A 26,829-nucleotide genomic window follows, 5' to 3' on the forward strand; every position below is an offset into this window, starting at 1 on the left:
TCTCGGCCATGCCTTCTGCCGTCTCGTCCTCCCGGGGTCCGTCCGCCGTGCTGCGCTTCGGCCGGTTCGCGGTGATGGGCACGGTCGCCGTGCTGATCCTGGTCGCGGGTGTGCGGGGGTCGTGGGGTACGGCGCAGTACGCGATGCTGACGAAGGGGCGCGAGCAGGGGACGGTCACGGTGGCGTCCTGCGGCGAGCGGACCTGTACGGGGGCGTACACGCCGTCGTCGCCGGGGTCGCAGCCGCGGGCCGAGGTCGCTCTGGAGAACGACGCGACGGTGGCGCAGGGGCGGACGTACACCGTCGTCGTGAAGCCGGACGGGAAAGAGGTGGTCCGTTCCGGTCCCGCGGGGGTTCTGTACGCGTGGGTGCCGCTGGGCGGGGCGCTGATGCTGGCGTCGGTGGTGGTGGCGGGCGGGCTGCTGCGGACGCGGGTGGCGTGGGTGATGGGGGTCTCGGGGGTGGCGCTGGTGACGGCGGCGTTCCTGACGGGGTGAGGACGCACGGGTGCCCCCGAGCCGTACGGCTCGGGGGCACCTCTGTCGTGCCGTCTCGTCGCCTGTGCCGTGTCGCCGGGGTCAGCCGGTGTTGCGCAGGCCCGCCGCCACACCGTTGACGGTCAGCAGCAGGGCTCGGGCGAGCAGCGGGTCGGCCGGGTCGCCGGCGGCGGCGGCGTCGCGCTGGCGCTTGAGGAGGGCGACCTGGAGGTAGGAGATGGGGTCGAGGTAGGCGTCGCGGATGGTGAAGGTCTGCTTGAGGGCCGGCGTGCCCTCCAGGAGTCCGGGCTCGCCGGTGACGCGGAGGACTTCGGCGACGGTGAGTTCGTGCTCGGCCCTGATCGTGTCGAAGACGTGCTTGAGTTCGTCGGGGACGAGGGTGTCGACGTAGTGCCGGGCGATGCGCAGGTCGGTCTTGGCCAGGGTCATCTCGACGTTGGAGATGAAGTTGCGGAAGAAGTGCCACTGCTCGCGCATCTCGTCGAGCACGGTGTCGAGGCCGGCTTCGCGCAGGGCCTTGAGGCCGGATCCGACGCCGTACCAGCCGGGGACGATCTGGCGGGACTGGGTCCAGCCGAACACCCAGGGGATGGCGCGCAGTCCGTCGAGGCCGGCGCCGGAGTCGGGCCTGCGGGAGGGGCGGGAGCCGAGGTGGAGGTCGGCGAGCTGGTCGACGGGGGTGGAGGCGAAGAAGTAGGCGGGGAGGTCGGGGTCCTCGACGAGCTTGCGGTAGGCGTCGTGGGCGGCGTCGGAGACGACGTCCATGGCGGCGTCCCACCGGGCGAGCGCCTCGTCGGACTGGCGGGGCGCGGTGTGCAGGGCGGACGCCTGGAGGGTGGCGGCGACGGAGAGTTCGAGGTTCTCCCTGGCCAGGGCGGGGATCAGGTACTTGTCGGAGATGACCTCGCCCTGTTCGGTGACCTTGATCTCGCCTTCGAGGGTGCCCCAGGGCTGGGCGAGGATGGCGTCGTGGGTGGGGCCGCCGCCGCGGCCGACGGTGCCGCCGCGGCCGTGGAAGAGGCGCAGGCGTACGCCGTAGCGGTGGGCGACGTCGCGCAGTCGGCGCTGGGCGCGGTGGATCTCCCACTGGCTGGTGGTGATGCCGCCGAACTTGGAGGAGTCGGAGTAGCCGAGCATGACTTCCTGGACGTCGTCCCGCAGCGCGACGAGGCGCCGGTAGGACGGGTCGGAGAGCATGTCCTCGAGGATGGTGTCGGCGGCCTTGAGTTCGTCCGTCGTCTCCAGCAGGGGGACGATGCCGATCTTCGCCCAGCCGGCGTGGAGGTCGATCAGTCCGGCCTCCCGTGCGAGGAGGGCCGCGGCGAAGACGTCGTCGGCGCCCTGGCACATGGAGATGATGTAGGACTCGATGACTTCGGGGCCGAAGATCTCGAGGGCGCGCCTGGCGGTCTGGAAGACGCCGAGGGTCTTCTCGCCGGCCGCGTCGACGGGTGCGGGGGTGGGGGCGAGGGGCCTGCGCGAGCGGAGTTCCTTGGCGAGGAGCTTGGTGCGGTACTCGCGGGGCATGTCGGTGTAGCGCCAGGATTCCTCACCGAGCCGGTCGAACAGCTGACCGAGGGCGTGGTGGTGGGCGTCGGCGTGTTCGCGCAGGTCGAGGGTGGCGAGCTGGAGGCCGAAGGCGGCGAGGGTGCGGATGGTGCGGGCGAGGCGGCCGTCGGCGAAGAGGCCGCCGCGGTGTTCGCGCAGGGAGGTCTGGATGATCCGCAGGTCGGCGAGGAGTTCGCCGGTGCCGAGGTAGTCGCGGCCTGCCTGGTGGGGGGTGTCCTGGGCGAGGCGCTGCTTGGTGTTCTCGAGCTTCTGGCGGATGCAGGTGGCCTTGAGCCGGTAGGGCTCCTCGGCGTTGAGGCGCTTGTAGCGGGGGCTGATCTCGGGGAGGTTGTCGAGGTCGGCCTGCAGGGAGGCCAGCAGTTCCTCGGTGGCGCCGGCGTAGCGGATGGAGTTGGAGAGGAACCCGCGGAGCTCGTCGATCATCTCCAGGGCGTCGTTGATGCCGTGTTCGTGCTGGAGGATGAGGACGTCCCAGGTGACCTGGGGGGTGACGTTGGGGTTGCCGTCGCGGTCACCGCCGATCCAGGTGCCGAAGGTGAGGGGGCGGGTGTCGTCGGGGAGGGTGACGCCGGCCCGCTCGAGTTCGGCGGTGAGGTCCTCGAGGACGTCGCCGACGGCGCCGGCGTGGAGTTCGTCGAGGTAGTAGATGGCGTTGCGGGCCTCGTCGGCGGGTTCGGGGCGGACGACGCGCAGTTCGTCGGTCTGCCAGACGAGGTCGATGTTCTCGGCGAGGCGGGTGTCGAGGCGGCGCCGGTCGCTCTCGATGACGGGGGTGTCGAGGAGGGCGGCGATGCGGCGCAGCTTGTTGAGGACGGAGCGGCGGGCGGCCTCGGTGGGGTGGGCGGTGAAGACGGGGCGGACGTTGAGGTGCCGCACGGTTTCGCTCAGGTGCTCGGGATCGGCGTCCTTGAGGCGGTCGGCGGTGCGGGCGAGCAGGCCGCCCTCGGTGGCGCGGCGGGCGCGCAGTTCGCGGCCGCGGTGCACCTGCTCGGTGACGTTCGCCAGGTGGAAGTAGGTGGAGAAGGCGCGGACCAGCTTGGCGGCGGTGTCGAGTTCGGTGCCGCGCAGCAGTTCGGCTGCGGCCTCGCCGTCCTCGCGGGTGAGTCGGCGGACCTTCTCGACGAGGTCGAGGAGTTCGGGACCGTCCTGGCGGACGAGGGTCTCTCCGAGGAGGTCACCCAGGCGGCGGATGTCGGCCCGCAGTTCGCTGCTTGTGGTCGCCGTGGACACGGCCTGGTCGTCGGCACTGCTCACAGGTGCGGCTCCTTGCAGTGTTGAAGCTGGTCTGGAGGGGAACCCGGACGGCGGCTCGGGCGGCTGGCGCCGCATACGGGCCGGGCATACGGGAAGAAATCAGAGCGGACCGCGCTGTCCGACCGGTTTCCAGGATAGGTGGCGGCCGGGAAGCGCAGGCTCGTGGGTTCTTGCCGCCGGTCCACGCGCTGCCATACTTACGATGCCGTAGGTTACGGTCCCGTAGGAAGTGCTGCCCGGTTCCGGTGACCCGGTGCCACCCTCAACCCTCATACCCCACAGGGGACACGTATGACCTCACGTCCTGACGTCATTGACGACGCCTCGAAGGAGCCGCCGTCCTCCGGCCCCGGAGCCGGCGCCGATTCCGCAGCCGTCCCCTCCGCCACGCTGGGCGGGGAGCGCAAGCGTTCGGTCGAGCAGATCACGCTGCTGGTCTTCATCATCGTCCCGTTCCTGGCGGTGCTGGCGGCGGTGCCGCTGGCCTGGGGCTGGGGGGTGAGCTGGCTGGATCTCGGTCTGCTGGTGTTCTTCTACTTCCTCGGCTGCCACGGCATCACCGTCGGTTTCCACCGTCATTTCACGCATGGTTCGTTCAAGGCGAAGCGGCCGCTCAGGATCGCGCTGGCGGTGGCGGGCTCGATGGCGGTGGAGGGCCCGCTGGTGCGGTGGGTGGCGGACCACCGCAAGCACCACAAGTTCTCGGACGCGGAGGGCGACCCGCATTCGCCGTGGCGGTACGGGGAGTCGCTGCCGGCGCTGATGAAAGGCCTGTGGTGGGCTCATCTCGGCTGGATGTTCGACGAGGAGCAGACTCCGCAGGACAAGTACGCGCCGGATCTGATCAGGGACCGGACGCTGCGCGCGATCTCCCGCCAGTTCCTGCTGTGGGCGGGGGTGTCGCTGGCGTTGCCGGCACTGATCGGCGGTCTGGTGACGATGTCCTGGTGGGGTGCGTTCACGGGCTTCTTCTGGGGGTCACTCGTCCGGGTGGCGTTGTTGCACCATGTGACGTGGTCGATCAACTCGATCTGCCACGCGGTGGGCAAGCGGCCCTTCAGGTCGCGGGACCGTTCGGGCAACGTGTGGTGGCTGGCGGTGCTGTCCTGCGGCGAGTCGTGGCACAACCTGCATCACGCCGATCCGACGTCCGCGCGGCACGGTGTGGAGCGGGGGCAGGTCGATTCGAGTGCCCGGCTGATCCGCTGGTTCGAGAAGCTGGGCTGGGCGTACGACGTACGCTGGCCGTCACGCTCGCGTATCGATTCGCGTCGTGACACCGGGGAAGGCGACTCCCGGCGGGGGCGGGAGGCGGCCGAGGCGGCATGATGGTCGCCGTGGCGACCGACTCCAGCAGCACCCCGAGCAATGACAGGCCGCGGCGTGCCCGCCGCACCCGGATGACCGGCGCGGAGCGCCGTCAGCAGTTGTTGGAGATCGGCCGCACCCTGTTCGCCGAGAAGGGCTTCGAGGGCACGTCGGTGGAGGAGATCGCGGCGAAGGCCGGGGTGTCCAAGCCGGTGGTGTACGAGCACTTCGGCGGCAAGGAGGGCCTGTACGCGGTGGTGGTGGACCGCGAGATGCGGCGTCTGCTGGACATGGTGACGGGTTCGCTGACCGCGGGCCATCCGCGGGAGCTGTGCGAGCAGGCGGCGTTCGCGCTGCTGGACTACATCGAGGAGTACACGGACGGGTTCCGCATCCTGGTCCGCGACTCCCCGATCCCGCAGTCCACGGGCACCTTCGCCTCCCTCATCTCGGACATCGCCACGCAGGTGGAGGACATCCTGGGCCGCGAGTTCAGGAACCGCGGCTTCGATTCGAAGCTGGCTCCGCTGTACGCGCAGGCGCTGGTCGGGATGGTGGCGCTGACCGGCCAGTGGTGGCTGGACGTCCGCAAACCGAAGAAGGCGGAGGTGGCCGCGCACCTGGTCAACCTGGCCTGGCACGGCCTCGACGGCCTGGAGCAGAAGCCCCGGCTGATCGGGCACCGGAAGAACTAGGGCACGCATGCAGCCGCTCCGGGGAATCACCGTCGTCTCGCTCGAACAGGCGATCGCCGCTCCCTACGCGAGCCGTCAGCTCGCCGACCTCGGCGCGCGGGTGATCAAGGTGGAGCGTCCCGGGACGGGGGACTTCGCCCGGGCCTACGACACCCGTGTACGAGGGCTGAGCTCGCACTTCGTGTGGGTGAACCGCAACAAGGAGTCCCTCACCCTCGACATCAAGGACCCGCGGGGCGCGGAGCTGCTGCGCCGCCTGATCGCGGGGGCCGACGTCTTCCTGCAGAACCTGGCCCCGGGGGCGGCGGCCCGGGCCGGGCTCGGCGCTCGGCAGCTGCGGGCGGAGCACCCGGAGCTGATCGTGTGCGACATCTCCGGCTACGGCGCCCCCGGCCCCTACGAGGAGCTGAAGGCGTACGACCTGCTGGTGCAGTCCGAGGCGGGGCTGCTGTCCGTCACGGGCACGGAGGACTCCGTGGCCAAGGCGGGCATCCCGGTGTCCGACATCGCCGCCGGGATGTACGCCTACAGCTCGGTCCTCGGCGCGCTGCTGGAACGGGGGCGGACGGGGCAGGGCACGCATCTGGACGTGTCGATGCTGGAGGCCACCGTGGAGTGGATGGGCTTCCCGCTGTACTACGCCTTCGACGGTGCCGGGCCGCCGCCCCGGGCGGGCGCCGCCCACGCCACGATCTACCCGTACGGCCCGTTCACCGCGGGCGACGGCGGGGTCGTCATGACGGCGGTGCAGAACGAACGCGAGTGGCGCGGGTTCTGCGAGGTCTTCCTGGAGCGCCCGGAGCTGGCCGACCACCCGCACTACGCGGACAACGCGGCCCGCAACACGCATCGGGAGGCGTTGGGGCGGCTGATCGCGGCCCGGTTCACGGAGCTGTCCGGCACCGAGGCGACGGAGCTGCTCAGCGCGGTGCCCGTGGCCAACGCGCGGGTGAACACCCTCGCCGAGGTGTGGGAGCACCCGCAGCTGGCCGCGCGCGGCCGCCTGCACGAGGTGCCGACACCGGCCGGCCCCGTCCCGGCACTGGCCCCGCCGGGCCCGACCGGGGGCGCGCCCCGCATGGAGGCCGTCCCCGCACTGGGCGAGCACACCCGCTCCCTCCTCACCGAGCTGGGCCTGTCCGAGGACGCCGTCGACGCGCTCGTCGCGGACGGGGTCGTGTGAACGGGCCGCGCGGTTCCTCCGGGACGATCCGGCCGGGCCGGCCTCCGTCCACGAAGCGGTCGACGGCCTCGCCGAGGAACCTCGCCCCCACCAGCTCCGCCGCCTGTGGGCCGGCAGCCCGCCGCCTGCGCGTCGGCGACCACCGCGTGTGGTACGTCGTCGATGACGATGTGATCCATTGACGATGTGATCCATGTCCCCGTCACCCATCCGGACCGCACCCCCCGAGCCGGATCACTCCCCCTTCCGGGCCACGGCGAAGACGCGCCGGAAGGGGTACGGGGTGCCGTGCGGCCCGGCCGGGTAGGCGGCGCGCAGGGCGGACCGGTAGGCGGTGAGGAACGCGTCGCGTGCCCGCGGGTCGTCGGCGAGGGCGGTGAGGACGGGGCGCAGGGTGGTGCCCTTGACCCAGTCCAGTACGGGGTCCTCCCCCTGGAGCAGGTGAAGGTACGTCGTCTCCCACACGTCGGCGGTGCAGCCGGGGCCGGTCAGCCGCTCCAGGTAGGCCTCCGGCCGGAGCACGGCGCCGTCGTGCCGCAGGACGCCGTCCAGGCGGTCGCGCCAGGGCGGGGAGGCGGCGAGGTCGCGCAGCAGGGTGTGGCTGGGGGCGTCGAAGTTGCCGGGCACCTGGAAGGCGAGGGTGCCGCCGGGCGCGAGACCCGCCACCCAGTGCGCGAACCGGTCCGCGTGTCCGGGGATCCAGTGCAGGGCGGCGTTGCTGACGATCAGGTCGTACGGCCGGCCCGGCCCGGGCGCCCAGGTGCGGACGTCGGCGCGGGCGAAGCCGATCCGGCCGCCGCCGGGGGTGGGGCCCGCGTGGCCGGCCTCCGCCGTGCCGAGCATCTCGGGCGAGTTGTCGTAGCCGGTGACGCGGGCGCGCGGCCAGCGCTCGGCGAGCAGCGCGGTGACGTTGCCGGCGCCGCAGCCGAGGTCGGCGATGCGGGGCGGATCGCCGGGGAGTGCGGGGACGCGGGCGAGGAGGTCGAGGAAGGGGCGGGTGCGGTGACCGGTGTGCCGCAGGTACTGGGCGGGGTCCCAGAGGGAGTCGGTGACCACGGGCGCGGAGCCTCCTGGAGTTCGGTCGTTCTGCCTGAGTGGTTCGGTGTGCTCAGTGCCGAGTCGATGGTCGGCCCGGACGCGGCTTTCGGGAAGCAGGTCGGTGAGGGAGACGGTCCGGAGGCGGTCGCCCGCCCCGACGGCGCCCTCCGGGGCCGGGAAGGTGGAGGGGTTGCCGAGCCGGTCCGCCAGGTACGGGCGCATCGCCCCGCCCACCCGTGGGTGCACGGGGTGGTGGCGTTCCAGTCCAGGTACACGGGTTCGGCCGCAAGCACCTGATCACCGCCGGAATGCTCCTGCAGGCAGCGGCCATCGCCCTCGTCGCCGCCGGCACCACCTTCGGCGTCTGGGCCACCGCCCAGGTCCTCCTCGGCATCGGCACCGCCCTGGTCTACCCCACCCTGCTCGCCGTCATCGGCGACGTCGCCCACCCCGCCTGGCGCGCCCGCGCCGTCGGCGTCTACCGCCTGTGGCGCGACGGGGGCTTCGCCGTCGCGCCCTCCTCGCCGGAGCCCTCGCCGACGCCTACAGCCTCACCACCGCCATCTGGGCCATCGCCGCCGCCTCCGGCCTGCTGGTCGCGGTACGCATGTACGAGACACACTCCTTGGATGGGCGGTGACGTCCGTCGCACGCATGTGAGTGGTCGCGGCAGCCACCCCGGCCACCCCGATGCCGTCCGCGTCCGCTACGGCCCCACCGCCGACGAGGCCGCTTCCTGACGCGCCTTGGAAAAAAGTTGCGGGCTGCTGTCGATCCGGCCACGTCCCGTTCGACGTCATGATGTGCGGCGCCCCGCCACACCATGATGCGACAGGACCTGACGAGGAAACACGTGGATCAACTGCTGAAAGTCATGAACTTCAACGTCTCGAGTGACGGAATCGGTGCCGGTGAGCACCAGAGTCTCGAGCGGCCGTTCGGCTACGACCATCCCGAGAGGCTGTTCGCCTGGGCCGGAGCCACGGCGAGCTGGCCCATGCGCACGGATCCCGGGGGGAGCCGGGGCCTCGACGACTACTTCACGCGAGACTTCGCACGCGACATCGGTGCCGAGATCATGGGCCGCAACAAGTTCGGGCCCCGGCGCGGGCCCTGGAGCGACCATGAGTGGCGCGGCTGGTGGGGGGAGGAGCCCCCGTTCCGCACCCCGGTGTTCGTCATGACTCACCACGAGCGTCCGTCGTTCACGCTCTCCGACACCACGTTCCACTTCGTCGACGGCGCCCCGGCCACGGTCCTCGCACGGGCGCGGGAAGCGGCGCAGGGCAAGGACGTCCGACTCGGCGGCGGGGTCACCACCATCCGGCAGTTCCTTGATGCCGACCTCGTCGACACCCTGCATGTGGCGGTCTCGCCGGTAAAGCTCGGGTCCGGACTACGCCTGTGGGAGACCCCCGATGAACTGCTCGACCGGTTCCACCTGGAGGTCGTGCCCAGCCCGAGCGGCGTGACGCATCACCTGTTCTGGCGAAGGTGACGCGAGCTACGCGGTCACAGCACTAGGAATACCCCTGAAGGACCTGCGCGGCGAGTCGCCGGATGTGCTCCCGGGCTTCCGCGGGGCCGGTCACGGTGACGCTGGCGCCGAACTGCAGGAGCAGGCGGACGTCTTCCACACCCCGACCGCTCACCGTGATGGCCACCCGGTGCGCCCCCGCGGCCTCCCGCAGGGTCAGCCGGCGGCCGAGGACGCGCCTCGCCAGACCCACCCGGTCCAGGTCGAGTTCGGCGTGGATCTGGAAGGAGTCCGGGTTCTCCCAGCGTGCCGTCAGTTCTGCTGCGACACCCTTCAGGGTCGCGCCCGGACGCAGCCGGCCGGCCGCCCGCATCGGCTCCCAGTCGACGAGCCGTTCCAGCACGTAGAGGCGCGGACGGCTCGCGCAGTCGGCGACGAGATACCACCGGCCGGCTTTGGCCAGCAGGCCGTAGGGGTCGACCACCCGCCACGTGGGCTCCTCCTCGTCGGGTCTGCGGTAGCGGATACGCAACCGCACGCCGCGCCGCAGGTCGCCCACCAGTGCCGCCGGAGGCAGACCCTCGGCGTCCCGGAAGTACCAGGGCCTGTTGTCGGTGGTCACGACCGCGCTCAGCGGCAGTACGTCACCGGCCGACGGACGCAGTCTCGGGCGCACCTTCTGGTGCGCGCGCCGGGTGTCGGCCGTGGCTCCCAGTTGCTCGCGCTGCATGTCGTCGAGGCCGTAGAGCGCGAGATGGTCCCGTTCGCCCGGAGTGAGCCGTGCCGTGTCGAGCAGCCCACCGGGCAGAAGTGTCACCCCGCCCCCACGGCCGCGCCGGACCAGCAGGGGGAAGCCTGCTTCCTGCAGCCATTGCACGTCCCTGAGGACGGTACGCACCGACACGCCGACTTGAGCCGCCAGCTCGGCGGTCGTCGCGGTCTCCCGGGACTGCAGCGCCAGCAACAACGAGAAGAAACGATCCGGAGTCACGGGAGGGAGAATCCCAGAAAACGTGACGGGATCCGTCATGTATGACGCGCATGCTCCAGTCGTCCGGTCAGACCGACCCAGGGAGCGAGCCATGTCGTCCTCGATCGCGTTCATCGTCTACGTCAACGACGCGCCGGAAGCCGCCCGCTTCTACGCGGACCTCCTCGAGATCGAACCCACCTTCCAGAGCCCCGCGTACATCGCCTTCGGCCTCGGCGGCGGCGCGGACCTCGCGCTGTGGAGCGGGCAGACCGACGGCCCCACCCCGGCAGTGCCGCGCACCAGCGAGGTCTGTCTCATGCTGCCCGGCGGGCCCGAGGCGATCGACCGCCGGTTCGCGAGGTGGACGGGGAAAGGGGTCCGAGTGGTCAGCGAGCCGAGCGACGAGGTGTTCGGGCGCACCTTCGTCGTCGCGGACCCGGACGGCAACCTGATCCGGGTCGCCCCCGTCGACTGACAGCAGGCCGGCGGGACCGGTCCGCGCCCGCCGGGATCCCGGCGGGCGCGGACGCGGGCGCGGGTCTCCCGGAGATCGGCCACCGGCCGGCGACCGGACTGACGGGCGCCCGCCGCTCCGCACCTCCCACTCCGACGTCAAGAAACTTGATGTCAAGAGACTTCACGTCGACACAACCACTACACTGATCGTCATGGAGGACGAGGTCGATCGGCTGGTCGCAGCATGGCGCCGGGAGCGCCCGGACCTCGACGTGGAACCGCTCGAGGTGCTCAGCCGGGTGAGCAGGCTCGCCCGGCACCTGGACCGGGCCCGCAGACTGGCCTTCGCCGCGCACGGTCTGGAGCCCTGGGAGTTCGACGTCCTGACCGCGCTGCGCCGCGCGGGCGCCCCCTACCAGCTCTCGCCGGGGCAGCTCCTCACGCAGACGCTGGTCACCTCGGGCACGATGACCAACCGCATCGACCGCCTGACCAAGAAGGGTCTGGTGGAGCGCCTGCCCGACCCCAACGACCGGCGCGGGGTCCTGGTCCGCCTCACGGACGAGGGCCGGGACCGCGGCGACCAGGCGCTGGCCGGGCTGCTGGCGCAGGAGCGGGCGATCCTCGCCGAACTCCCCCGCGCCCAACGCGCCGAACTGGCGAGCCTGCTACGCCAGCTGACCGCCCCGTTCGACAACACCCCCGGTTAGGTCGACGGGCCCGACACCCGCCCGCCGGGCGAGGGCGACGGCGGCGAGGGTGGAGTGCACGCCCAGTTTGCCGAGCACGTTCTGCATGTGCGTACGGACGGTGTGCGGGGACAGGTACAGGCGCTCGGCGACGGCCTTGCGCCCCAGGCCCGCGACCATGCACCGCAGCACCTCCCGCTCGCGCGGGGTCAGGGACTCCACGAGCCGCTCGCTCTCGGTGCGGTGCTTGCGGGCGGTGGTGAGTTCGCGCAGGACCCCGGTGAGCAGGGCGGGCGGCAGATGCGTCTCGTCGCGCAGCACGCCCCGCACGACGGTGAGCAGCCGGCTCAGCGAGCAGTCCTTGGCGACCCAGCCGCCGGCGCCGGCCTGGAGGGCGAGCGCGGCGCGGCGCGGATCGTCCTTCTCGGCGAGCACGACGATCCGTACCTGCGGGTGGACCGAGCGCACCCCGGTGACCAGGGACGTCCCGTCGACCGGGCCGTCCTCGTCGCCCGCCTGGACGGGTACGGCGGACCGGCCGGCCGGCACCCTGCCCCCCAGGTCGGCGTCGACGAGCAGGACGTCGAACCGCCGCCCCTCACCGGCGGCCCGCTCCAGGCAGCGCAGTGCGGCCGGGCCGCTGCCCGCCGCGGACACCTCGACGTCCGGCTCGGCGGCCAGGGCCGCGGCGAGCGACTCGGCGAAGATGCGGTGGTCGTCGACGACCAGGACTCGGACACGTTGCACGAAACCCCCTCCCCCATGCTCTCCGCAGAGCAGGGGACTACCTCTGGCGTCGGAGTCGGAGGACGGCACCGGCACCGGGACGGGTCGCCGGAAGCCGCCCGGCCGCCGCCGCACGTCCCCGCCGCCCCGCCCCGGATCGCGTACCCGGGTGCCTCGCCCCCTGAACGGCGCCGGCCCCCACCGGCGTTGCCCATCAGAGTACGGACGGGGGCCGGGAGCGGAAGCCTCTTTGCAGAACTTGCGCTCCTGCGCGTTTATGGTGAGCCGCATGTTTCGTCTGGAGACTGAAGTCGACAAGGCCCGACGTGATCTGCTCCGCAGGCGGCTGCGGGACACCAACACGGCGGCGTCGCCGGTCCTGCGGGCGCTGCGCGGAACCCCACAGGAACGCGACTCCCCTTTGCACGTGTGGGCGTCGGACCCGGCCGGCGGTCTCGCGGGCGGCCTGGTCGGCCACACCTGGGCGACCTGGCTGCACGTGACGTACCTGTGGGTCGACGGACGCCACCGCGGAGCGGGCCTCGGCACCCTCCTGCTGACCGAGGCGGAACGCCTCGCCGCGGCCCGCGGCTGCCGCTCCTCCCGCGTGGAGACCTGGGACTTCCAGGCCCCGGAGTTCTACCGGCGCCACGGCTACGAGGTGGTCTGCGTGATCCCGGACTACCCGCCGGGCATCACCGAGTACACGCTGGTCAAGCCGCTGGGGTGAGACGTCGGGGCTCGTCGGACCGTCCGGGCTCCGAACCGCCGGGGCGCGACCGGTTCCGGCGCTCTGCCGGGAGCGTGGAGACGCGCCTTCGGGCGAGAGGCCAACAGACGTGGAGGGAGATCGCGACCGCGTCCGAGGAAAGGCGCTCAAGTGGTGAACGGGAGCGCCTTCTCCCACGTTGCGCTGATGGGAGGCGCGTGCGTCCCTGCGATGCCGCCGTGCGCTGTGGCCCTCGGCGGCACCACACCACCATGGAAGGAACAACTCACCAGTGAAGCGCTTCATCACACGCCTCGCGGTAGTCGCGGCGGCCGGAGCCATGGCCGTTGTGCTGCCTGCTTCGTCGGCGTCCGCCATCAACCGCACCGATTGCAATGGACTGGGTCTCCTGTCGCTTCACAACGCAGGCGGCTCCCTCTGCTTCGCCAACGCCGGCGTGCAGAGCGTGGCGATCTACGGCGTGGACCGGATCTGGACCGGAGACAACAAGGTCACGTTGGAGTACGTGCCGAGGCTGGGCGCGCCGGCGACCAGCGCGACCGTGGACAAGTGGCATTTCGGTAACATTCCAGGTGAGCCCATCCACAAGATCACGAAAATCAGGATCTGGTAGCGCCCGTCGCCGCAAACGAGGTGACAGCGGGTCCTCGTCAGCGAGGGCGCAGGCACTCGGTTCTGGAACCCACCGTGTCGCGGAGGCGGGGGCGCGGCCGGGCCGCAGCTGCAGTTGTCCACACGGCTGCATGACGTCGCCGCGATGGGTTCATTGAGCGTTTTCAGAGTGGTCACCGGTGGGGTGACGCCGTCGAGGGCACGACGCACTAGGCACCTGTGCCGTTGAGGGAGATGTTCGAAGTCTCAACTCATCAGCTCAGGTGCCTCGTTGGTCCACCAGCGCATGGGGCAGTCGACCTGCCCCATGCGCTGGTGGAGTGGGTAACCATACTCATCGTCACCCGCGAGGGTGACCGCCGCTGCAAGCTCCCGCCGCACCCACGCGCGCTCGTCACTCTGGTGTATCTGCGCAAGCACGACACCCTGGCCCGGACAGCCGCCGGCTTCGGGATCTCGGTCGGCACCGCCCACGCCTGCACCGCCGCGGTGATCGGCCTCCTGGCTGCCCAGGCGCCTGGCCTGCTGAAGGCCCCTGCGCGAGCATGAACCGGAGTACGTCCTGCTCGACGGGACCCTCGCCGAGTGCGACCGCGTGGGCGACGGCCGGGCCGAGGAGTTCCGGGGGCGGGGCGTCGCCCGCCGGGATGCCGGCTTCGGCTGCGCGGTTGCCGCCGCCGTCGCCGGCATCCGGTCTGCCCGACGGGCCGCTCGGTGGGGGAGAACAGCCCGGAGGACTGAACCCGGTCCCCTCAGGCCACCCGTCGCGCCCCCGCCGAAGGCACCGCCTCGAAGACCCGGGGGGCCTTGAAGCCCGCGGTCGTGAAGGCGTCCTCGACTGCCTTGGTGATGGCCGGGACGTCGGTCTCCTCGGCCAGGACGATGGCCGAGCCGCCGAAGCCGCCGCCGGTCATGCGGGCGCCGAGGGCGCCGGAGGCGACGGCCGTGTCGACGACCAGGTCGAGTTCCGGGCAGGAGACCCGGAAGTCGTCGCGCAGCGAGGCGTGGCCCGCGACGAGGACCGGGCCGATGGCGCGGGTGTCGCCCGCTTCCAGGAGGGCGACGACCTGTTCGACCCGCTCGTCCTCCGTCACCACGTGCCGGACCAGGCGGCGCACCTCGTCCTCGCCGTCGCCCAGCCGCTCCAGCGCCGCGTCGAGGTCGGCGTGCGGGAGGTCCCGCAGGGCGTCGACGCCCAGGAGGGCGGCGCCCTTCTCGCAGCCGGCGCGGCGCTTGCCGTACTCGCCCTCGCTGTGGCTGTGCTTGACCCGGGTGTCGACCACCAGCAGGCGCATGCCCTCGGCGGCGAGGTCGAAGGGGATCTGGCGCTGGGAGAGGTCGCGGGTGTCGAGGAACAGGGCGTGCCCGCTCTCGCAGCAGGCGGACGCCGTCTGGTCCATGATGCCGACCGGGGCGCCGACGTACACGTTCTCCGCGCGCTGGCACAGGCGGGCCAGCTGCCAGCCGCGCAGGTCCAGTGCGTACAGGTCGTTGAGGGCCAGGGCGACGACGACCTCCAGGGCCGCCGAGGAGGACAGGCCGGCGCCGGCCGGGACCGTCGAGGCGAGGTGGATGTCCGCGCCGGTCACGGCGTGACCGGCCTCGCGCAGGGCCCAGACCACGCCCGCCGGGTAGGCGGTCCAGTTCTTGTCCGCGCCGGGGGTGAGGGAGTCCACCGTCAGTTCCACGACCGGCGCCGCCACCTCGGCGGAGTGCAGGCGCAGGATGCCGTCGTCGCGCCGGGAGACCGCCGCGACCGCGGTGTGCGGCAGGGCGAACGGCATGACGAAGCCGTCGTTGTAGTCGGTGTGCTCGCCGATGAGGTTGACCCGGCCCGGTGCCGCCCAGACGCCCTGCGGCTCGGCTCCGTACAGTTCCCGGAATCGCTCGCCGACCGCTCCCGCGGCCGCCTCGCCGGTGGTGGACTCGCTCATGGCGTTCATGCCCTGGCCCTGACCCTTCGTCATCCCGAACCCGATCCCGGGCCCGATCCCGGACCCGGTTGTCCTGCTACTGCTTGCTCTGCTGCTGCCGCTGCGCGAACTCCCACGCGTCCGCGACGATTCCGGCGAGGTCCGGGCGGGTCGGCTTCCAGCCCAGTCTCTCGTGGGCCGCGGCGGCCGACGCCACCAGGACCGCCGGGTCGCCGCCCCGGCGGGGGGCCACGGTCTCGGGGACCGGGTGGCCGGTGACCCGGCGGACCGTCTCGATCACCTCGCGGACGGAGAAGCCGCTGCCGTTGCCGAGGTTGCAGACGAGGTGTTCGCCGGGGGTCGCCGCGGTCAGGGCCAGCAGGTGGGCCTCGGCCAGGTCGGCGACGTGGATGTAGTCGCGCACGCAGGTGCCGTCCGGCGTCGGGTAGTCGTCGCCGTAGACGCTGATCGCGTCGCGGCGGCCCTGGGCCACCTGGAGGACGAGCGGGATCAGGTGGGACTCGGGATCGTGCCGCTCACCGTACTGTCCGTACGCGCCGGCCACGTTGAAGTAGCGCAGCGAGACCGCGCCCAGGCCGTGGGCCGCCGCCTCGCCGGTGATCATGTGGTCGACGGCGAGCTTGGTGGCGCCGTAGGGGTTGGTGGGGCGGGTCGGGGCGGACTCGACGATCGGGACCTGCTCGGGCTCGCCGTAGGTGGCCGCCGTGGAGGAGAACACCAGTCGGCGCACCCCCGCCCCGCGCATGGCGCCGAGCAGGGCCATGGTGCCGCCGACGTTGTTCTCCCAGTACTTCTCGGGCTTCACGACGGACTCGCCGACCTGGGAGGACGCGGCGAAGTGCAGCACGCCGTCGAAGGAGGGGTCCAGCCAGACCGCCGCGTCGCGGATGTCGCCCTCGACGAAGGAGGCACCGGCCGGGACGGCCTCGCGTACCCCGGTGGAGAGGTCGTCCAGGACGACGACCTCGTGGCCCGCCTCCAGCAGGTGCTGGGCGACGACACTTCCGACGTAGCCCGCGCCACCCGTGACCAGGTACTTCCCGCTCATGAACTCGCTACCTCCCGCAGTCGCTCGGCCGCGCGCTCCGGCGGCACGTCGTTGATGAACACGTTCATGCCGGACTCGGAGCCCGCGAGGAACTTCAGCTTGCCGGATGTGCGGCGGATGGTGAAAAGCTCGAGGTGGAGCGCGAAGTCGTCGCGCGTGACCCCGTCGAACTCCTCCAGCGCGCCGAACGGGGCCTGGTGCCAGGCCGCGATGTACGGGGTCGGGGGCTCGCCCTCGCCGAAGATCCGGTCGAACCGTCGCAGCAGTTCCAGATAGACCCGGGGGAACTCCGCGCGTGCCGCCTCGTCGAGCCCCAGCAGGTCGGGCACCCGGCGCTTGGGATACAGGTGGACCTCGTAGGGCCAGTGCGCGGCGTACGGCACGTAGGCGGCCCAGTGGTCGCTCTCCAGGACGACCCGCTCCCCCGCCAGTTCCTCCGCCAGGACGGTGTCGAACAGGTTCGCCCCGCCGGATGCCTCCTTGTGTGCGGCCACTTGGCGGAGCATCAGGGCGGTACGGGGGGTGGTGAAGGGGTAGGCGTAGATCTGCCCGTGCGGGTGCTGGAGGGTGACGCCGATCTCGGCCCCCCGGTTCTCGAAGCAGAACACCTGGTCGACGGAGGGCAGATGGGACAGCTCCGACGTCCTGTCCGTCCACGCGTCCAGGACCAGGCGCACCTGCTCCTCGTCCAGGGAGCCGAAGGAGGCGTTGTGGTCGGAGGTGAAGCAGACGACCTCGCAGCGGCCGGAGTCGCCGGCCAGGGAGGGGAAGCGGTTCTCGAAGACCACGACGTCGTACGAGGAGTCGGGGATCTCGCTGAGCCGGTCGCCCTCGGAGGGGCACAGGGGGCACTCGTCGGCCGGCGGGTGGTAGATGCGGCCCTGGCGGTGGGAGGCGACGGCCACGGAGTCGCCGAGCAGCGGGTCGCGGCGGATCTCCGACGTCGTGACGGTGGCGTCCAGCGGGCGGCGGTCGGCCGCGTCGCGCACGGTGTCGTCACTGAGGTCGTAGTAGATGAGTTCGCGACCGTCGGCCAGCCGGGTCGAGGTCTTCTTCACGCCGGACGCTCCATTCGAGCCGTTCGCCGCGCCGCCTTCGCGGCGCCGTCATCACACATCTTCGCACACTTTCAACAGAAACCAACATACCAGAACACGACTCACCACGACAGTGCACATCACAATCAAACAAAGAGCACCGGCGGACGTGTTCAATCCCTGAACACGGAGGCATTAGGTTCCGCGACGTATCGGTTCGCGCAACGAAGCGAGTACTCATGCAGACCCCCACAGACCCGACTGCACCACTGAACGTGCCGGCCGGACCCGCCGACCCCGTCGGCACGCTCCACCTCGCCGCCGAGCTGCGGCTCCCCACCAACTGGCTCGACTACCTGATCCTCGCGATCTACTTCGTCGTCGTCCTCGGCATCGGCTTCGCGGCCCGCAAGTCCGTGAAGACCAGCCTCGACTTCTTCCTGTCCGGCCGGTCCCTGCCCGCCTGGGTCACCGGCCTGGCGTTCATCGCCGCCAACCTGGGCGCCACCGAGATCCTGGGCATGGCCGCCAACAGCGCGCAGTACGGCGTCTACACCACGCACTGGTACTGGATCGGCGCCATCCCGGCGATGGTCTTCCTCGGCCTGGTGATGATGCCGTTCTACTACGGCTCCAAGGTCCGCTCGGTCCCCGAGTTCCTGCTGCTGCGCTTCGACAAGGCGGCCCACCTGCTCAGCGCACTGCTGTTCGCCTGCGCGTCCATCCTCATCGCCGGCGTCAACCTCTACGCGCTGGCGATCGTGGTCGAGGCGCTGCTGGGCTGGCCGCAGTGGGTGGCCATCGTGGTCGCGGGCTTCTTCGTGCTCGCGTACATCACCCTCGGCGGCCTGTCCTCGGCCATCTACAACGAGGTGCTGCAGTTCTTCGTCATCCTCGCCGCGCTCATCCCGATCACCGTGCTCGGGTTGAAGAGCGTGGGCGGCTGGGACGGGCTGTCCGACTCCCTCACCGAGTCCCGCGGCGCCGACTTCATGACCTCCTGGGGCGGCACCGGCATCGGCAGCGACAACCCGCTCGGGGCCAACTGGCTGACCATCGTCCTCGGCCTCGGCTTCGTCCTGTCCTTCGGCTACTGGACGACCAACTTCGCCGAGGTGCAGCGCGCCCTGTCCGCGAAGAACCTCTCCGCGGCCAAGCGCACCCCGCTCATCGCCGCGTTCCCGAAGATCTTCATCGTCTTCCTGGTGATGATCCCCGGCCTGGTCGCGGCCGTCCTGGTGCCGCAGATCGGCACCCCCGACTCCGATCTCCAGTACAACGACGCCATCCCGTACCTCATGGAACAGCTGCTGCCCAACGGTGTCCTGGGCATCGCGGTGACCGGTCTGCTGGCCGCGTTCATGGCGGGCATGGCGGCCAACATCTCGGCCTTCAACACGGTGTTCACCACCGACATCTGGGCACGGTACGTGGAGAAGGGACGTGAGGACGCGTACTACGTCCGCTTCGGCCGGCTGATCACCGTGATCGGGGTCCTGGCGTCGATCGGCACGGCCTTCCTGGCCTCGTCGTTCTCGAACATCATGAGCTACCTCCAGACCCTGTTCTCCTTCTTCAACGTGCCGATGTTCGTGGTCTTCATCATCGGCATGTTCTGGAAGCGGGCGTCGATGAAGTCCGGCTTCTGGGGCCTGCTCGCCGGCACCACCGCCGCGATGGTCAACTACTTCATCCTCTACGAGCAGGGCATCGTCGACATCCCCACCGACCAGGGAGCCAACTTCGTCTCCGCGATCGCGGGCTTCGTCGCCGGCGCGGTGGTGATGGTCGCGGTGTCACTGTTCACCGCACCCAAGCCGGCCGAGGACCTCCAGGGCCTGGTCTACGGCACCACCTCGCCCGGCATGGCCGAGCCGCCCGCCGAGGGCGACGACGCCTGGTACCGCAAGCCGGCACTGCTCGGCTGGGGCGCGGTGATCCTGGCGGCCGCCTGCTACATCCCGTTCTCGTTCTGACCACGCTCCGACCGAGGAGTCCGAGAGATCATGTCCGAACACAATTCCGAGCAGCCTCGTCCCCGGCCCACCCGGCCCGGCCCCCACTCCGCATCCTCGTCGTCCGCGCACTATTCGGACAAGGACCTCCAGGAGGAGGTCTCCGAGCTGCGCACCAAGTCCGCGACCGCCGCCCGCCTCTTCGACATCCGCCGCCTCATCGGCGCCCTGTTCGTGGTGTACGGCGTCATCGTCACGATCGCGGGCATCACCGCGTCCGACGCGGACATCGACAAGGCCGCGGGCATCAACATCAACCTGTGGACCGGCCTGGGCATGCTGGCCCTGGGCCTGTTCTTCCTCGTCTGGCTGAAACTGCGGCCCACGGCTCCGCCGACCCCGGACATCGTGGACGCCGTGGAAGAGGAACAGCGGGGCGACTGAGTCCCCGCGGCACGCGGCGGGGCGGGGCGACCGCGGTACCGGCAGCACACGGGCGCCGGCACCGCGGGCGCTCCGCCCCGCGAGCGCGTTCGCTCCTCCAGCGCGTTCACTCCTCGCAGGGCGACGCCTTGCGCACCGGGCCCGCCCGGTCCAGCAGCCCCGTCCGGGCGGCCAGCGCCGCCGCCTCCAGCCTGGAGCCCACGCCGAGTTTCATCAGGACGCGCTGCACATGCGTACGCGCCGTGGACGAGGCTATGCCCATGCCCGCCGCGATCAGCCGGGTGTCCTCGCCTTCGGCGACCCGGACCAGGACCTCCACCTCCCGCGGGGTGAGCATCCTCAGCAGCCGCTGACCCTCGTCGTCCGGCTGGGCCGCCGGGTTCAGCAGCTCGCCGAAGGCGCCGTGCAGCAGCTGCGGCGCCACCGCGGCCTCCCCCGCCCGCGCCTTCATGATCGCCCGTTCGACGCCCTCGATGCGTTCGTCGTGCCGGACGTAGCCGGACGCACCCGCCGCGAACGCCGCCGCGATCCCGCGGGGGCTGGGCACCGGCCCCAGCACCACCACCGCCACCTGCGGCCGCTCCCGCTTGACCTTCACCACCGGGTCGAAGATCCCGGGCTCCGCCGGGGCCGCCGTCCCCAGCAGGCACACCTCCGGCGCTCTGCTGATCACCAGATCCGCCGCCCCCGCCACGGGTGCCGCCGCGGCCAGCACCCGGTGCCCCCGCAGCTTCAGTGCCGAGGCCAGCGCCTCCGCGAGCAGCCGGTGGTCGTCGACCACCATCAACCGCACGCCCATCGATCATCCCCCCAAACCGCGGGCGCACCCCCGTGCGCCGCCTCCCCGGTCCCGGAAGCTACACGCTTGTTCGACGTCGCGCTCCCCCTACCGGCGAGAATCGCCCCGGATCGCCGAATTTCTCGTATTCGGCGGCGGTGAGCACCTGAGGAGCGGTACGCGTACGGCCCCGCCCCCGGAACTCGCCGTCCCGGGGGCGGGGCCGTACGAACAGGCCTCACGAGCGGACCGGTACGGACCGGGCCGCACCGGACCGGACCGGACCGGAGAACGGTCAGCCGGTACCGAAAGCGACCGCCAGGTACTCCTTGTCGCCCGAGGACAACTCGCTGGCGTACACGTCCGACATGTACAGGCTGCCCTGCGAGTACAGGATCTCGGAGTAGTCGGGCGACATCCGCGTCTCCACGTCCCGCACGGATTCCGTCGCCGGGTTCTCCAGCAGCTTGGTCTCCTTGAGGGAACCGCCGTCGATGCTGACGATCTGCCCGCCCTTGTCGTAGGGGGGACGCTTGTAGGCGATGACGCTGTTGCCGTCCATGCGCAGCGGGACGATCCTGTAGCCGTCGCCCGCGTCGGCGCGCTGGCCGGTCTGCTTGCCGGTCGACAGGTCGAAGACCACCACCTCGTTGGTCCGGCTGTGCTCGCCCGTGCCGTCGTGCTCCTCGGTCGCGATGTACAGGCGGTCGTTGCCGACGGTCAGGCCGGTGCAGTGCTCGATCTTGGTGATGCCGTCGCAGCGGGCCGCGAACTCCTCACCGGGCGCGGAGATACGGGTCCGCAGCTCGCCGCTCTTGTTGTCGATGGAGAAGAAGTCCGAGATGCCGCTGCCGTCACCGGCGGAGTCGCCGACGTCGGCGGCCACGACCAGCGGGTCGGTGGACACCACGGCCGCGTACTCGATGCCCTCGGTCATCCTGTACTCCGAGATCACCTTCCCGTCCTTCGGGTCGATGGTCTGGATGTGCAGCTGACGCTGGTCGTACGAACCGCACTTGCGCACCGCGACCATCTTCGGGCCGCCGCCGTAGCCGGAGTCGTAGCAGGCGTCGGACGTCTTGGGCGTCCACAGGGACTTGCCGGAAGTGATGTCCCAGGCGGCGCCGCCGCTGGTGCTGCCCGCCGCGACGGTGTTCCCGCTGACGGTGACGTTGTTGAAGCTGATCTCCTGGGTGCCGGACCTGGCCGTCTCGGACCACAGCTTCTCGCCGGTGGCGAGGTCGAAGGCCGCGACCTGCGTGCAGCGCTGCGGATCGGTCTTCGTCGGCATCTTCGGCTTGTAGATGATCGCCGTCCTGCCGTCCTCGGTGGCGTGGTCGCTGGCTTCGCACACCGGTCCGGGCAGGTCGAGCGTCCACAGCTCGCTGCCCTTGACGGCGTCGTACCCGACGACCTCGGCGACGCCGCTCTTGGCGTACACCTTGTCGGTCAGCCAGGAGCCGGAGGTGACGATGGTCGTGGTGTCCTTCGGGACCTTCGGCGCCGGGACCTGGAAGAGGACCTTGGCGGAGGGGTCGGCCGGGGCCTTCTCGTCGCCGCCGGCGGTGTCACCGCCGGAGCCGCCGCCCTCGGCGCCCTTCGTGTCGCCGCTGTCGCCCGAGTTCGCCGTGTTCTTCTTGTCGTCTCCGCTGGACGAGGCGTACCAGACACCGCTGCCGACGATCAGGGCGATGGCCACGACCGCCGCCACGACGATCGCCAGCTGTGCGTTGATCTTCCGTCCGCCGCCGGGCCGTCCGGGCTGCGGCTGCATCGGCATGGTCGGCTGCTGGAGGTAGCCGCCGTAGCCGGGCTGGCCGTAGGGCTGCTGGGGGTAGCCGTACGGCGGCTGCGGCTGGCCGTGGCCACCGGGCTGACCGGGCCGCGGCTGACCCGGGTATCCGTAACCGGCCGGAGGCTGCTGCGGGTAGCCGTACCCGGCCGGAGGCTGCTGCGGGTAGCCGTACCCGGGCGGCGGCTGCGGACCGCCCGGCGCCGGAGCGGTCGGCGGCGGGGTCTGCGGGGGCGCCTGGGGCGACTGCTGCGGGGGCTGGGGGGCCTGCGGGTGGCCGTAGCCCGGTTCCGGGGTCTTGCTGAGGTCGGGCCCGCCCGGTGCGGACGGCGGCTGCTGCGCCGGCGGCGTCTGCGGCTGGGGCGTCGGCGAGGGCTCGGGCGGCGGGCCGAAGCCCGGCTGGGCCTGCGGAGCCGCGGGAGCCTGCGGGGCCGACGGCTCGGGCCGCTGCTGCCCCTGCTGCTCGGGCTCGGGCGGCTCGGACGGCTCGGACGGCTCGGGCGGCGGGCCGAAGCCCGGCTGGCGGGGCGGCTGGGGCGGCTGGGGCGGCTGCGTCATGACGTGGACACCTCGAATGACTCGACGAAGGGGACGGGCGGCGGCGGGAAAGGGACCGGAAGGGGCGAGAGCGCCGGCCGGCCGGGGCCGGCGCGCCTCGCCGCTGCTGCGCGCCTCACTTGCCGTAGGCGAGCATCAGCTTCTCCTTCGTCTCGTCGTTGCCGGTCAGCCGGGTCGTCGAGATGTAGAAGCGGCCGTCGACCCAGTCGATCGACTTGCTGAAGAAGCTGTTCTCGATGGACGCGGTGCCCTGCGGGTTCTGCAGCAGCGTGACCGGTTCGTGGCTGCTGCCCGCGGTCGGGACGGAGACGACCCGGCCGCCCCCGTCGTACGACGGCTCCACGTAGGCGACGAGGTTGCCGCCCTCGGCCTTCATGGGCACCATCGAGTCCGCCGCGGGGGACTTCACCCGCCACTTCTCCCTGCCGGTGGCGAGGCTGATCGCGACGATCTCGTTGGCCCCGGTGGTCGCCTTGGTGGGCAGGTAGAGGGTGTCCCCCTCGACGACGACGCCCTCGCAGCCCTGGAGGTCACGGGCGAGGATGGCCCAGCCGCAGTCGGCGGAGAAGTCCTCGTCGACGTCGACCTGGGAACGGATCGATCCGTCGGCGCCGAGCGTGGAGATGTTCCACGCCTTCTTGTCCTCGTTGGTGCTGTAGACGACCACAGGGTCGACGGAGTAGGCGCGCGAGACGCGCCAGCCCTTGTCGAACTTCTGGGTCCACTTGACCTTGCCGGTCTTCGGGTCGAGCTCCTGGACCTCGTCGTGCTCGTTGGCGCCGCCGGCGCCGCAGGACGCGACCTGGATCAGCCGCTCGCCACCCGCGAACCCGACGGGGAAGCAGGCCTCGCCGTACTTCTTCTTGTCGTACATCTTGTCGCCGGAGGTCACGTCGAACGCGGTGCCGGACTGCGAGCGGCCCACCATCAGAGTGTCGCCGCTGAGGGTCATCTCGATGGAGAGCGCGGAGTCGAACAGCGCGCCGTCGGCGACCTCCTGCGTCCAGCCCTTGTCGCCGGTGTTCAGGTCGACGAGCTGGAGCTGGTTGCACTTGGCGCGGTCGCTGCCGCCGCTCATGTACGCGACGACGACCTTGTCGTCGGCCGTCTTCTCCGAGGTGACCGCACAGATCTTCTGCGGGAAGGCCACGGGTTCCCAGGTCGGCTTGCCGTCGGCGACGTTGTAGGCGGAGAGCTCCTTGTAGGCGGCCTTCACCGCCGTCTTGTCGGTGATCCACATGCCGGGGGCGTCGGCTCCGGAACCGGGCGCGTCGGGCGCCTCCTTGTACCAGAGCACCTTGGCCTCGCCGGACTTGCGGCCCTCGTTGAGGTCCTCGGGGCCCGAGCCGCCGTCGCCCTCGCCGTCGCCCGGATTGACCGGGGCGCCGGACGGCTGGGGCTCGGGGTCGTCGCCGGTCTGCCGGGCGACGGGCTTCTTGTTCTTCTCGTCGTCACCGCCGGAGACCGCCCAGACGGTGCCGCCGACGACCAGCAGCGCCGCCACCGCGGCACCTATGATCATGGCGGGCTTGCCCTTGAAGGGGCTGCCGGAACCGGGGCCGGGCGGCGGGGTCCCGGGCGCGCCCGGGAACTGCGGCTGCGGGTAGCCGTACCCCGGCTGCTGCCCGTACGGGCCGGGCTGCTGCGGCGGGCCGTAGGGGCCGGAGGCGTACGGCCCCGGCTGCTGCCCGTACGGTCCCTGCTGCGGTGCGGGCGGTCCCTGCTGCGGGTGGCCGTACCCGGGCTGTGGCGGTTCACCGGACGGCGCTCCCTGCGGGGGCGGCGGCGTCCGGGGCGGGCCCTGCGGGGGCGGTGGGGCCGGAGCCCCGAAACCCCCACCCGACGCGGGCGGGTCCTGCGGTGCTCCGAAGCCGCCCTGCGGCGGCTGACTGGGCGGCTGAGCCATCAGCGCGTTCCCCCTTGCTCACTGATTTTTAGCCACACCCTGAGGTACGTGAGGCTCCCAGAGTCGTATTCACGCGGTTCTTACTCTTCTCGGACGGGGTCTTTCTATCACCCGGAACCGACAGGTCACCGGGCTCCGTCCACCCCTGTTCCCAAGGAAGGACCGGTCCGTGATGCCCTCGTTACGCGCCTCCACGCCCCCTTCACACCCCCGCACGCCCCGCGCTCGGGGGTGAGCGGGGGCGTGCGGGGTGCCTGCGCAGAGGGGGCGTGAGGGCGCGGGCGGGGTGGGGCCGGAGGTCAGGCGTCCTCGGCGAGTTCCAGCCACCTCAGTTCGAGCTCGTCCCGCTGGCCCGCCGCCTCCCGCAGCTCGGCGTCGAGTTGGGCCACCCTGGCGAAGTCCGTGGCGTTCTCGGCGATCGCGGCGTGCAGCTTGGCCTCCTTCTCGGAGACCTTGTCGAGCTGCCGTTCGATCTTCTGCAGTTCCTTCTTGGCGGCGCGCACCTCGGCGGCGCTCTTCTCGGGAACGGCGTCCGCGGCCGGCTTCGCCGACGAGGCGGCGGAGGAGGCCGCGGAGGCGGCGGTCTCCTCCATCTTCCTGCGCCGTTCCAGGTACTCGTCGATACCGCGGGGCAGCATCCGCAGGGCGCCGTCACCGAGCAGGGCGAACACCCGGTCGGTGGTGCGCTCGACGAAGAACCGGTCGTGGGAGATCACGATCATCGAGCCGGGCCAGCCGTCGAGGACGTCCTCGAGCTGGGTGAGGGTCTCGATGTCGAGGTCGTTGGTGGGCTCGTCGAGGAAGAGGACGTTGGGTTCGTCCATGAGCAGCCGCAGCAGCTGGAGCCGGCGCCGCTCACCGCCGGACAGGTCGCCCACGGGCGTCCACTGCTTGTCCTTGTTGAAGCCGAACGTCTCGCACAGCTGCCCGGCGGTCATCTCCCGCCCCTTGCCCAGGTCGACGCGCTCCCGGACCGCCTGCACGGCCTGCAGCACCCGCCAGGTGGGGTCGAGTTCGGCGACCTCCTGGGAGAGGTAGGCGAGCTTGACCGTCTTGCCGACGTGGACCCGTCCCGCCACAGGCTGGACCTCGCCCCCGCTGCGGGCGGCCTCGGTCAGCGCCCGCAGCAGGGACGTCTTCCCGGCGCCGTTGACACCGACCAGGCCGATCCGGTCGCCGGGGCCCAGCTGCCAGGTGAGGTGCTCGATCAGCACCTTGGGCCCCGCCTGGACGGTGACGTCCTCCAGGTCGAAGACCGTCTTGCCGAGCCGGGAGGAGGCGAACTTCATCAGCTCGCTGCTGTCCCGGGGCGCCGGGACGTCCTTGATCAGCTCGTTGGCGGCCTCGACGCGGAAGCGCGGCTTGGACGTCCGCGCGGGTGCCCCGCGGCGCAGCCAGGCCAGCTCCTTGCGGACCAGGTTCTGCCGCTTGACCTCCTCGGTGGCGGCGATGCGCTCCCGCTCGGCGCGGGCGAAGACGTAGTCGGAGTAGCCGCCCTCGTATTCGTACACGTCACCGCGCTGCACGTCCCACATGCGGGTGCAGACCTGGTCGAGGAACCAGCGGTCGTGGGTGACGCAGACGAGGGCGGAGCGCCGCTCCCGCAGGTGCCGGGCGAGCCAGGCGATGCCCTCGACGTCGAGGTGGTTGGTGGGCTCGTCGAGGACGACCAGGTCCTGGTCGTCGATGAGGAGCTTGGCGAGCGCGATCCGGCGCCGCTCGCCACCGGAGAGCGGTCCGATGACGGTGTCCAGGCCCTTGGGGAAGCCCGGCAGGTCGAGCCCGCCGAACAGGCCGGTCAGGACGTCCCTGACCTTGGCGTTGCCCGCCCACTCGTGGTCGGCCATGTCGCCGATGACCTCGTGCCGGACGGTGGCCCGGGGGTCGAGGGAGTCGTGCTGGGTCAGCACGCCGAGGCGCAGTCCGCCGGAGTGCGTGACCCGCCCGGTGTCCGCCTCCTCCAGCTTGGCGAGCATCCGGATCAGGGTGGTCTTGCCGTCGCCGTTGCGCCCGACGACACCGATGCGGTCCCCCTCCGAGACGCCCAGGGAGATGCCGTCGAGGAGGGCACGGGTGCCGTACACCTTGCTGACGTTCTCGACATTGACCAGATTGACGGCCATTACGCTCCTGCCTGGGGGGTCGATCAGCTGTCCAGCCTAGGCCCTGG

23 protein-coding genes and 1 pseudogene are annotated in these 26,829 nt (G+C 71.4%); 13 read left to right on the forward strand and 11 right to left on the reverse strand.

From position 1 onward, the window contains the following. The first annotated feature begins 8 nt into the window (after nt 1-8). Complete coding sequence (locus ORI94_RS24100; protein WP_266079206.1) at nt 9-497, forward strand: hypothetical protein; 489 nt, start codon at nt 9-11, stop codon at nt 495-497. Between the two features lie 81 nt (nt 498-578). Here ORI94_RS24100 and ppc read toward each other — a convergent pair whose 3' ends face one another. Beyond that, on the reverse strand, nt 579-3,320 hold the full coding sequence (gene ppc, locus ORI94_RS24105) for a phosphoenolpyruvate carboxylase (RefSeq protein ID WP_266079208.1): 2,742 nt from the start codon (nt 3,318-3,320) through the stop codon (nt 579-581). 291 nt (nt 3,321-3,611) lie between these two features. Between ppc and ORI94_RS24110 the strand changes: the two genes are divergently transcribed. The 3 genes from ORI94_RS24110 to ORI94_RS24120 are packed head-to-tail and all read left to right on the forward strand — an operon-like array spanning nt 3,612 to nt 6,506. Next, nucleotides 3,612-4,649: an acyl-CoA desaturase gene (locus ORI94_RS24110; RefSeq protein ID WP_266079210.1), complete on the forward strand. Its 1,038-nt coding sequence runs from the start codon at nt 3,612-3,614 to the stop codon at nt 4,647-4,649. Continuing rightward, nucleotides 4,646-5,323: a TetR/AcrR family transcriptional regulator gene (locus ORI94_RS24115; protein WP_266079212.1), complete on the forward strand. Its 678-nt coding sequence runs from the start codon at nt 4,646-4,648 to the stop codon at nt 5,321-5,323. Before ORI94_RS24110 ends, ORI94_RS24115 begins: the two co-directional genes overlap by 4 nt. 7 nt (nt 5,324-5,330) lie before the next feature. Further along, on the forward strand, nt 5,331-6,506 hold the full coding sequence (locus ORI94_RS24120; protein WP_266079214.1) for a CaiB/BaiF CoA transferase family protein: 1,176 nt from the start codon (nt 5,331-5,333) through the stop codon (nt 6,504-6,506). 234 nt (nt 6,507-6,740) lie between these two features. Here ORI94_RS24120 and ORI94_RS24125 read toward each other — a convergent pair whose 3' ends face one another. Further along, nucleotides 6,741-7,766: a trans-aconitate 2-methyltransferase gene (locus ORI94_RS24125; RefSeq protein WP_266079216.1), complete on the reverse strand. Its 1,026-nt coding sequence runs from the start codon at nt 7,764-7,766 to the stop codon at nt 6,741-6,743. Between the two features lie 86 nt (nt 7,767-7,852). Between ORI94_RS24125 and ORI94_RS24130 the strand changes: the two genes are divergently transcribed. After that, nucleotides 7,853-8,284: a hypothetical protein gene (locus tag ORI94_RS24130; RefSeq protein WP_266079218.1), complete on the forward strand. Its 432-nt coding sequence runs from the start codon at nt 7,853-7,855 to the stop codon at nt 8,282-8,284. 113 nt (nt 8,285-8,397) lie between these two features. Continuing rightward, nucleotides 8,398-9,042 (forward strand): dihydrofolate reductase family protein, encoded by a 645-nt coding sequence (locus ORI94_RS24135; protein WP_266079220.1) that lies wholly within the window; start codon nt 8,398-8,400, stop codon nt 9,040-9,042. Between the two features lie 22 nt (nt 9,043-9,064). On the opposite strand, the gene ORI94_RS24140 is transcribed toward ORI94_RS24135, so the two are convergent. After that, the gene (locus ORI94_RS24140) at nt 9,065-10,012 is read right to left on the reverse strand and encodes a helix-turn-helix transcriptional regulator (protein WP_266079222.1); all 948 of its coding nucleotides are present in this window, start codon (nt 10,010-10,012) and stop codon (nt 9,065-9,067) included. Nucleotides 10,013-10,103: 91 nt separating this feature from the next. On the opposite strand from ORI94_RS24140, the gene ORI94_RS24145 reads away from it, so the two are divergent. Both ORI94_RS24145 and ORI94_RS24150 read left to right on the forward strand, forming a co-directional pair. Beyond that, a complete protein-coding gene (locus tag ORI94_RS24145; protein ID WP_266079224.1) occupies nt 10,104-10,469 on the forward strand; it encodes a VOC family protein in 366 nt (121 codons plus the stop codon). Nucleotides 10,470-10,662: 193 nt separating this feature from the next. Continuing rightward, nucleotides 10,663-11,160, forward strand: a complete 498-nt coding sequence (locus ORI94_RS24150) for a MarR family winged helix-turn-helix transcriptional regulator (protein WP_266079226.1) — start codon at nt 10,663-10,665, stop codon at nt 11,158-11,160. On the opposite strand, the gene ORI94_RS24155 is transcribed toward ORI94_RS24150, so the two are convergent. Beyond that, on the reverse strand, nt 11,119-11,886 hold the full coding sequence (locus ORI94_RS24155; protein ID WP_266079228.1) for a response regulator transcription factor: 768 nt from the start codon (nt 11,884-11,886) through the stop codon (nt 11,119-11,121). The genes ORI94_RS24150 and ORI94_RS24155 overlap by 42 nt on opposite strands. A 256-nt stretch (nt 11,887-12,142) precedes the next feature. Here ORI94_RS24155 and ORI94_RS24160 point away from each other — a divergent pair, with 256 nt between their 5' ends. The 3 genes and pseudogenes from ORI94_RS24160 to ORI94_RS24170 form a co-directional block, all read left to right on the forward strand. After that, entirely contained in the window at nt 12,143-12,595 is a 453-nt protein-coding gene (locus tag ORI94_RS24160; protein ID WP_266079230.1) for a GNAT family N-acetyltransferase, read from the forward strand. A 271-nt stretch (nt 12,596-12,866) separates the two neighbouring features. Then, nucleotides 12,867-13,208, forward strand: coding sequence for a beta/gamma crystallin domain-containing protein (locus tag ORI94_RS24165; protein WP_266079233.1), 342 nt, complete (start codon nt 12,867-12,869; stop codon nt 13,206-13,208). Nucleotides 13,209-13,441: 233 nt separating this feature from the next. After that, nucleotides 13,442-13,823: pseudogene (locus ORI94_RS24170) on the forward strand (helix-turn-helix domain-containing protein); the annotation flags it as partial. A gap of 136 nt (nt 13,824-13,959) precedes the next feature. On the opposite strand, the gene galK reads toward ORI94_RS24170, so the two are convergent. The 3 genes from galK to galT all read right to left on the reverse strand — a co-directional run bounded on the left by galK (nt 13,960) and on the right by galT (nt 17,247). After that, nucleotides 13,960-15,141 carry a galactokinase gene (gene galK / locus ORI94_RS24175; RefSeq protein ID WP_266079437.1) on the reverse strand — a complete coding sequence of 394 codons (1,182 nt, stop codon included), beginning with the start codon at nt 15,139-15,141 and terminating at the stop codon, nt 13,960-13,962. Nucleotides 15,142-15,217: 76 nt separating this feature from the next. Then, entirely contained in the window at nt 15,218-16,189 is a 972-nt protein-coding gene (gene galE, locus ORI94_RS24180; protein ID WP_266079235.1) for a UDP-glucose 4-epimerase GalE, read from the reverse strand. Then, on the reverse strand, nt 16,186-17,247 hold the full coding sequence (gene galT, locus ORI94_RS24185; protein ID WP_266079237.1) for a galactose-1-phosphate uridylyltransferase: 1,062 nt from the start codon (nt 17,245-17,247) through the stop codon (nt 16,186-16,188). Before galT ends, galE begins: the two co-directional genes overlap by 4 nt. Nucleotides 17,248-17,465: 218 nt before the next feature. Between galT and ORI94_RS24190 the strand changes: the two genes are divergently transcribed. Both ORI94_RS24190 and ORI94_RS24195 read left to right on the forward strand, forming a co-directional pair. After that, a complete protein-coding gene (locus ORI94_RS24190; protein WP_266079239.1) occupies nt 17,466-19,202 on the forward strand; it encodes a sodium:solute symporter family protein in 1,737 nt (578 codons plus the stop codon). A 30-nt stretch (nt 19,203-19,232) separates the two neighbouring features. Then, on the forward strand, nt 19,233-19,625 hold the full coding sequence (locus tag ORI94_RS24195) for a hypothetical protein (RefSeq protein ID WP_266079241.1): 393 nt from the start codon (nt 19,233-19,235) through the stop codon (nt 19,623-19,625). Nucleotides 19,626-19,731: 106 nt separating this feature from the next. Here ORI94_RS24195 and ORI94_RS24200 read toward each other — a convergent pair whose 3' ends face one another. The 4 genes from ORI94_RS24200 to ORI94_RS24215 form a co-directional block, all read right to left on the reverse strand. Then, nucleotides 19,732-20,424 (reverse strand): helix-turn-helix transcriptional regulator, encoded by a 693-nt coding sequence (locus ORI94_RS24200; protein WP_266079243.1) that lies wholly within the window; start codon nt 20,422-20,424, stop codon nt 19,732-19,734. A 274-nt stretch (nt 20,425-20,698) separates the two neighbouring features. Continuing rightward, nucleotides 20,699-22,753, reverse strand: a complete 2,055-nt coding sequence (locus tag ORI94_RS24205; RefSeq protein WP_266079245.1) for a PQQ-binding-like beta-propeller repeat protein — start codon at nt 22,751-22,753, stop codon at nt 20,699-20,701. A gap of 115 nt (nt 22,754-22,868) precedes the next feature. Further along, complete coding sequence (locus ORI94_RS24210) at nt 22,869-24,659, reverse strand: PQQ-binding-like beta-propeller repeat protein (protein ID WP_266079247.1); 1,791 nt, start codon at nt 24,657-24,659, stop codon at nt 22,869-22,871. A 299-nt stretch (nt 24,660-24,958) separates the two neighbouring features. Beyond that, nucleotides 24,959-26,782: an ABC-F family ATP-binding cassette domain-containing protein gene (locus ORI94_RS24215; protein WP_266079249.1), complete on the reverse strand. Its 1,824-nt coding sequence runs from the start codon at nt 26,780-26,782 to the stop codon at nt 24,959-24,961. Nucleotides 26,783-26,829 lie beyond the last annotated feature (47 nt).

Origin of the sequence: Streptomyces sp. NEAU-W12 (assembly GCF_026242095.1) — a bacterium.
GTDB lineage: Bacteria > Actinomycetota > Actinomycetes > Streptomycetales > Streptomycetaceae > Streptomyces.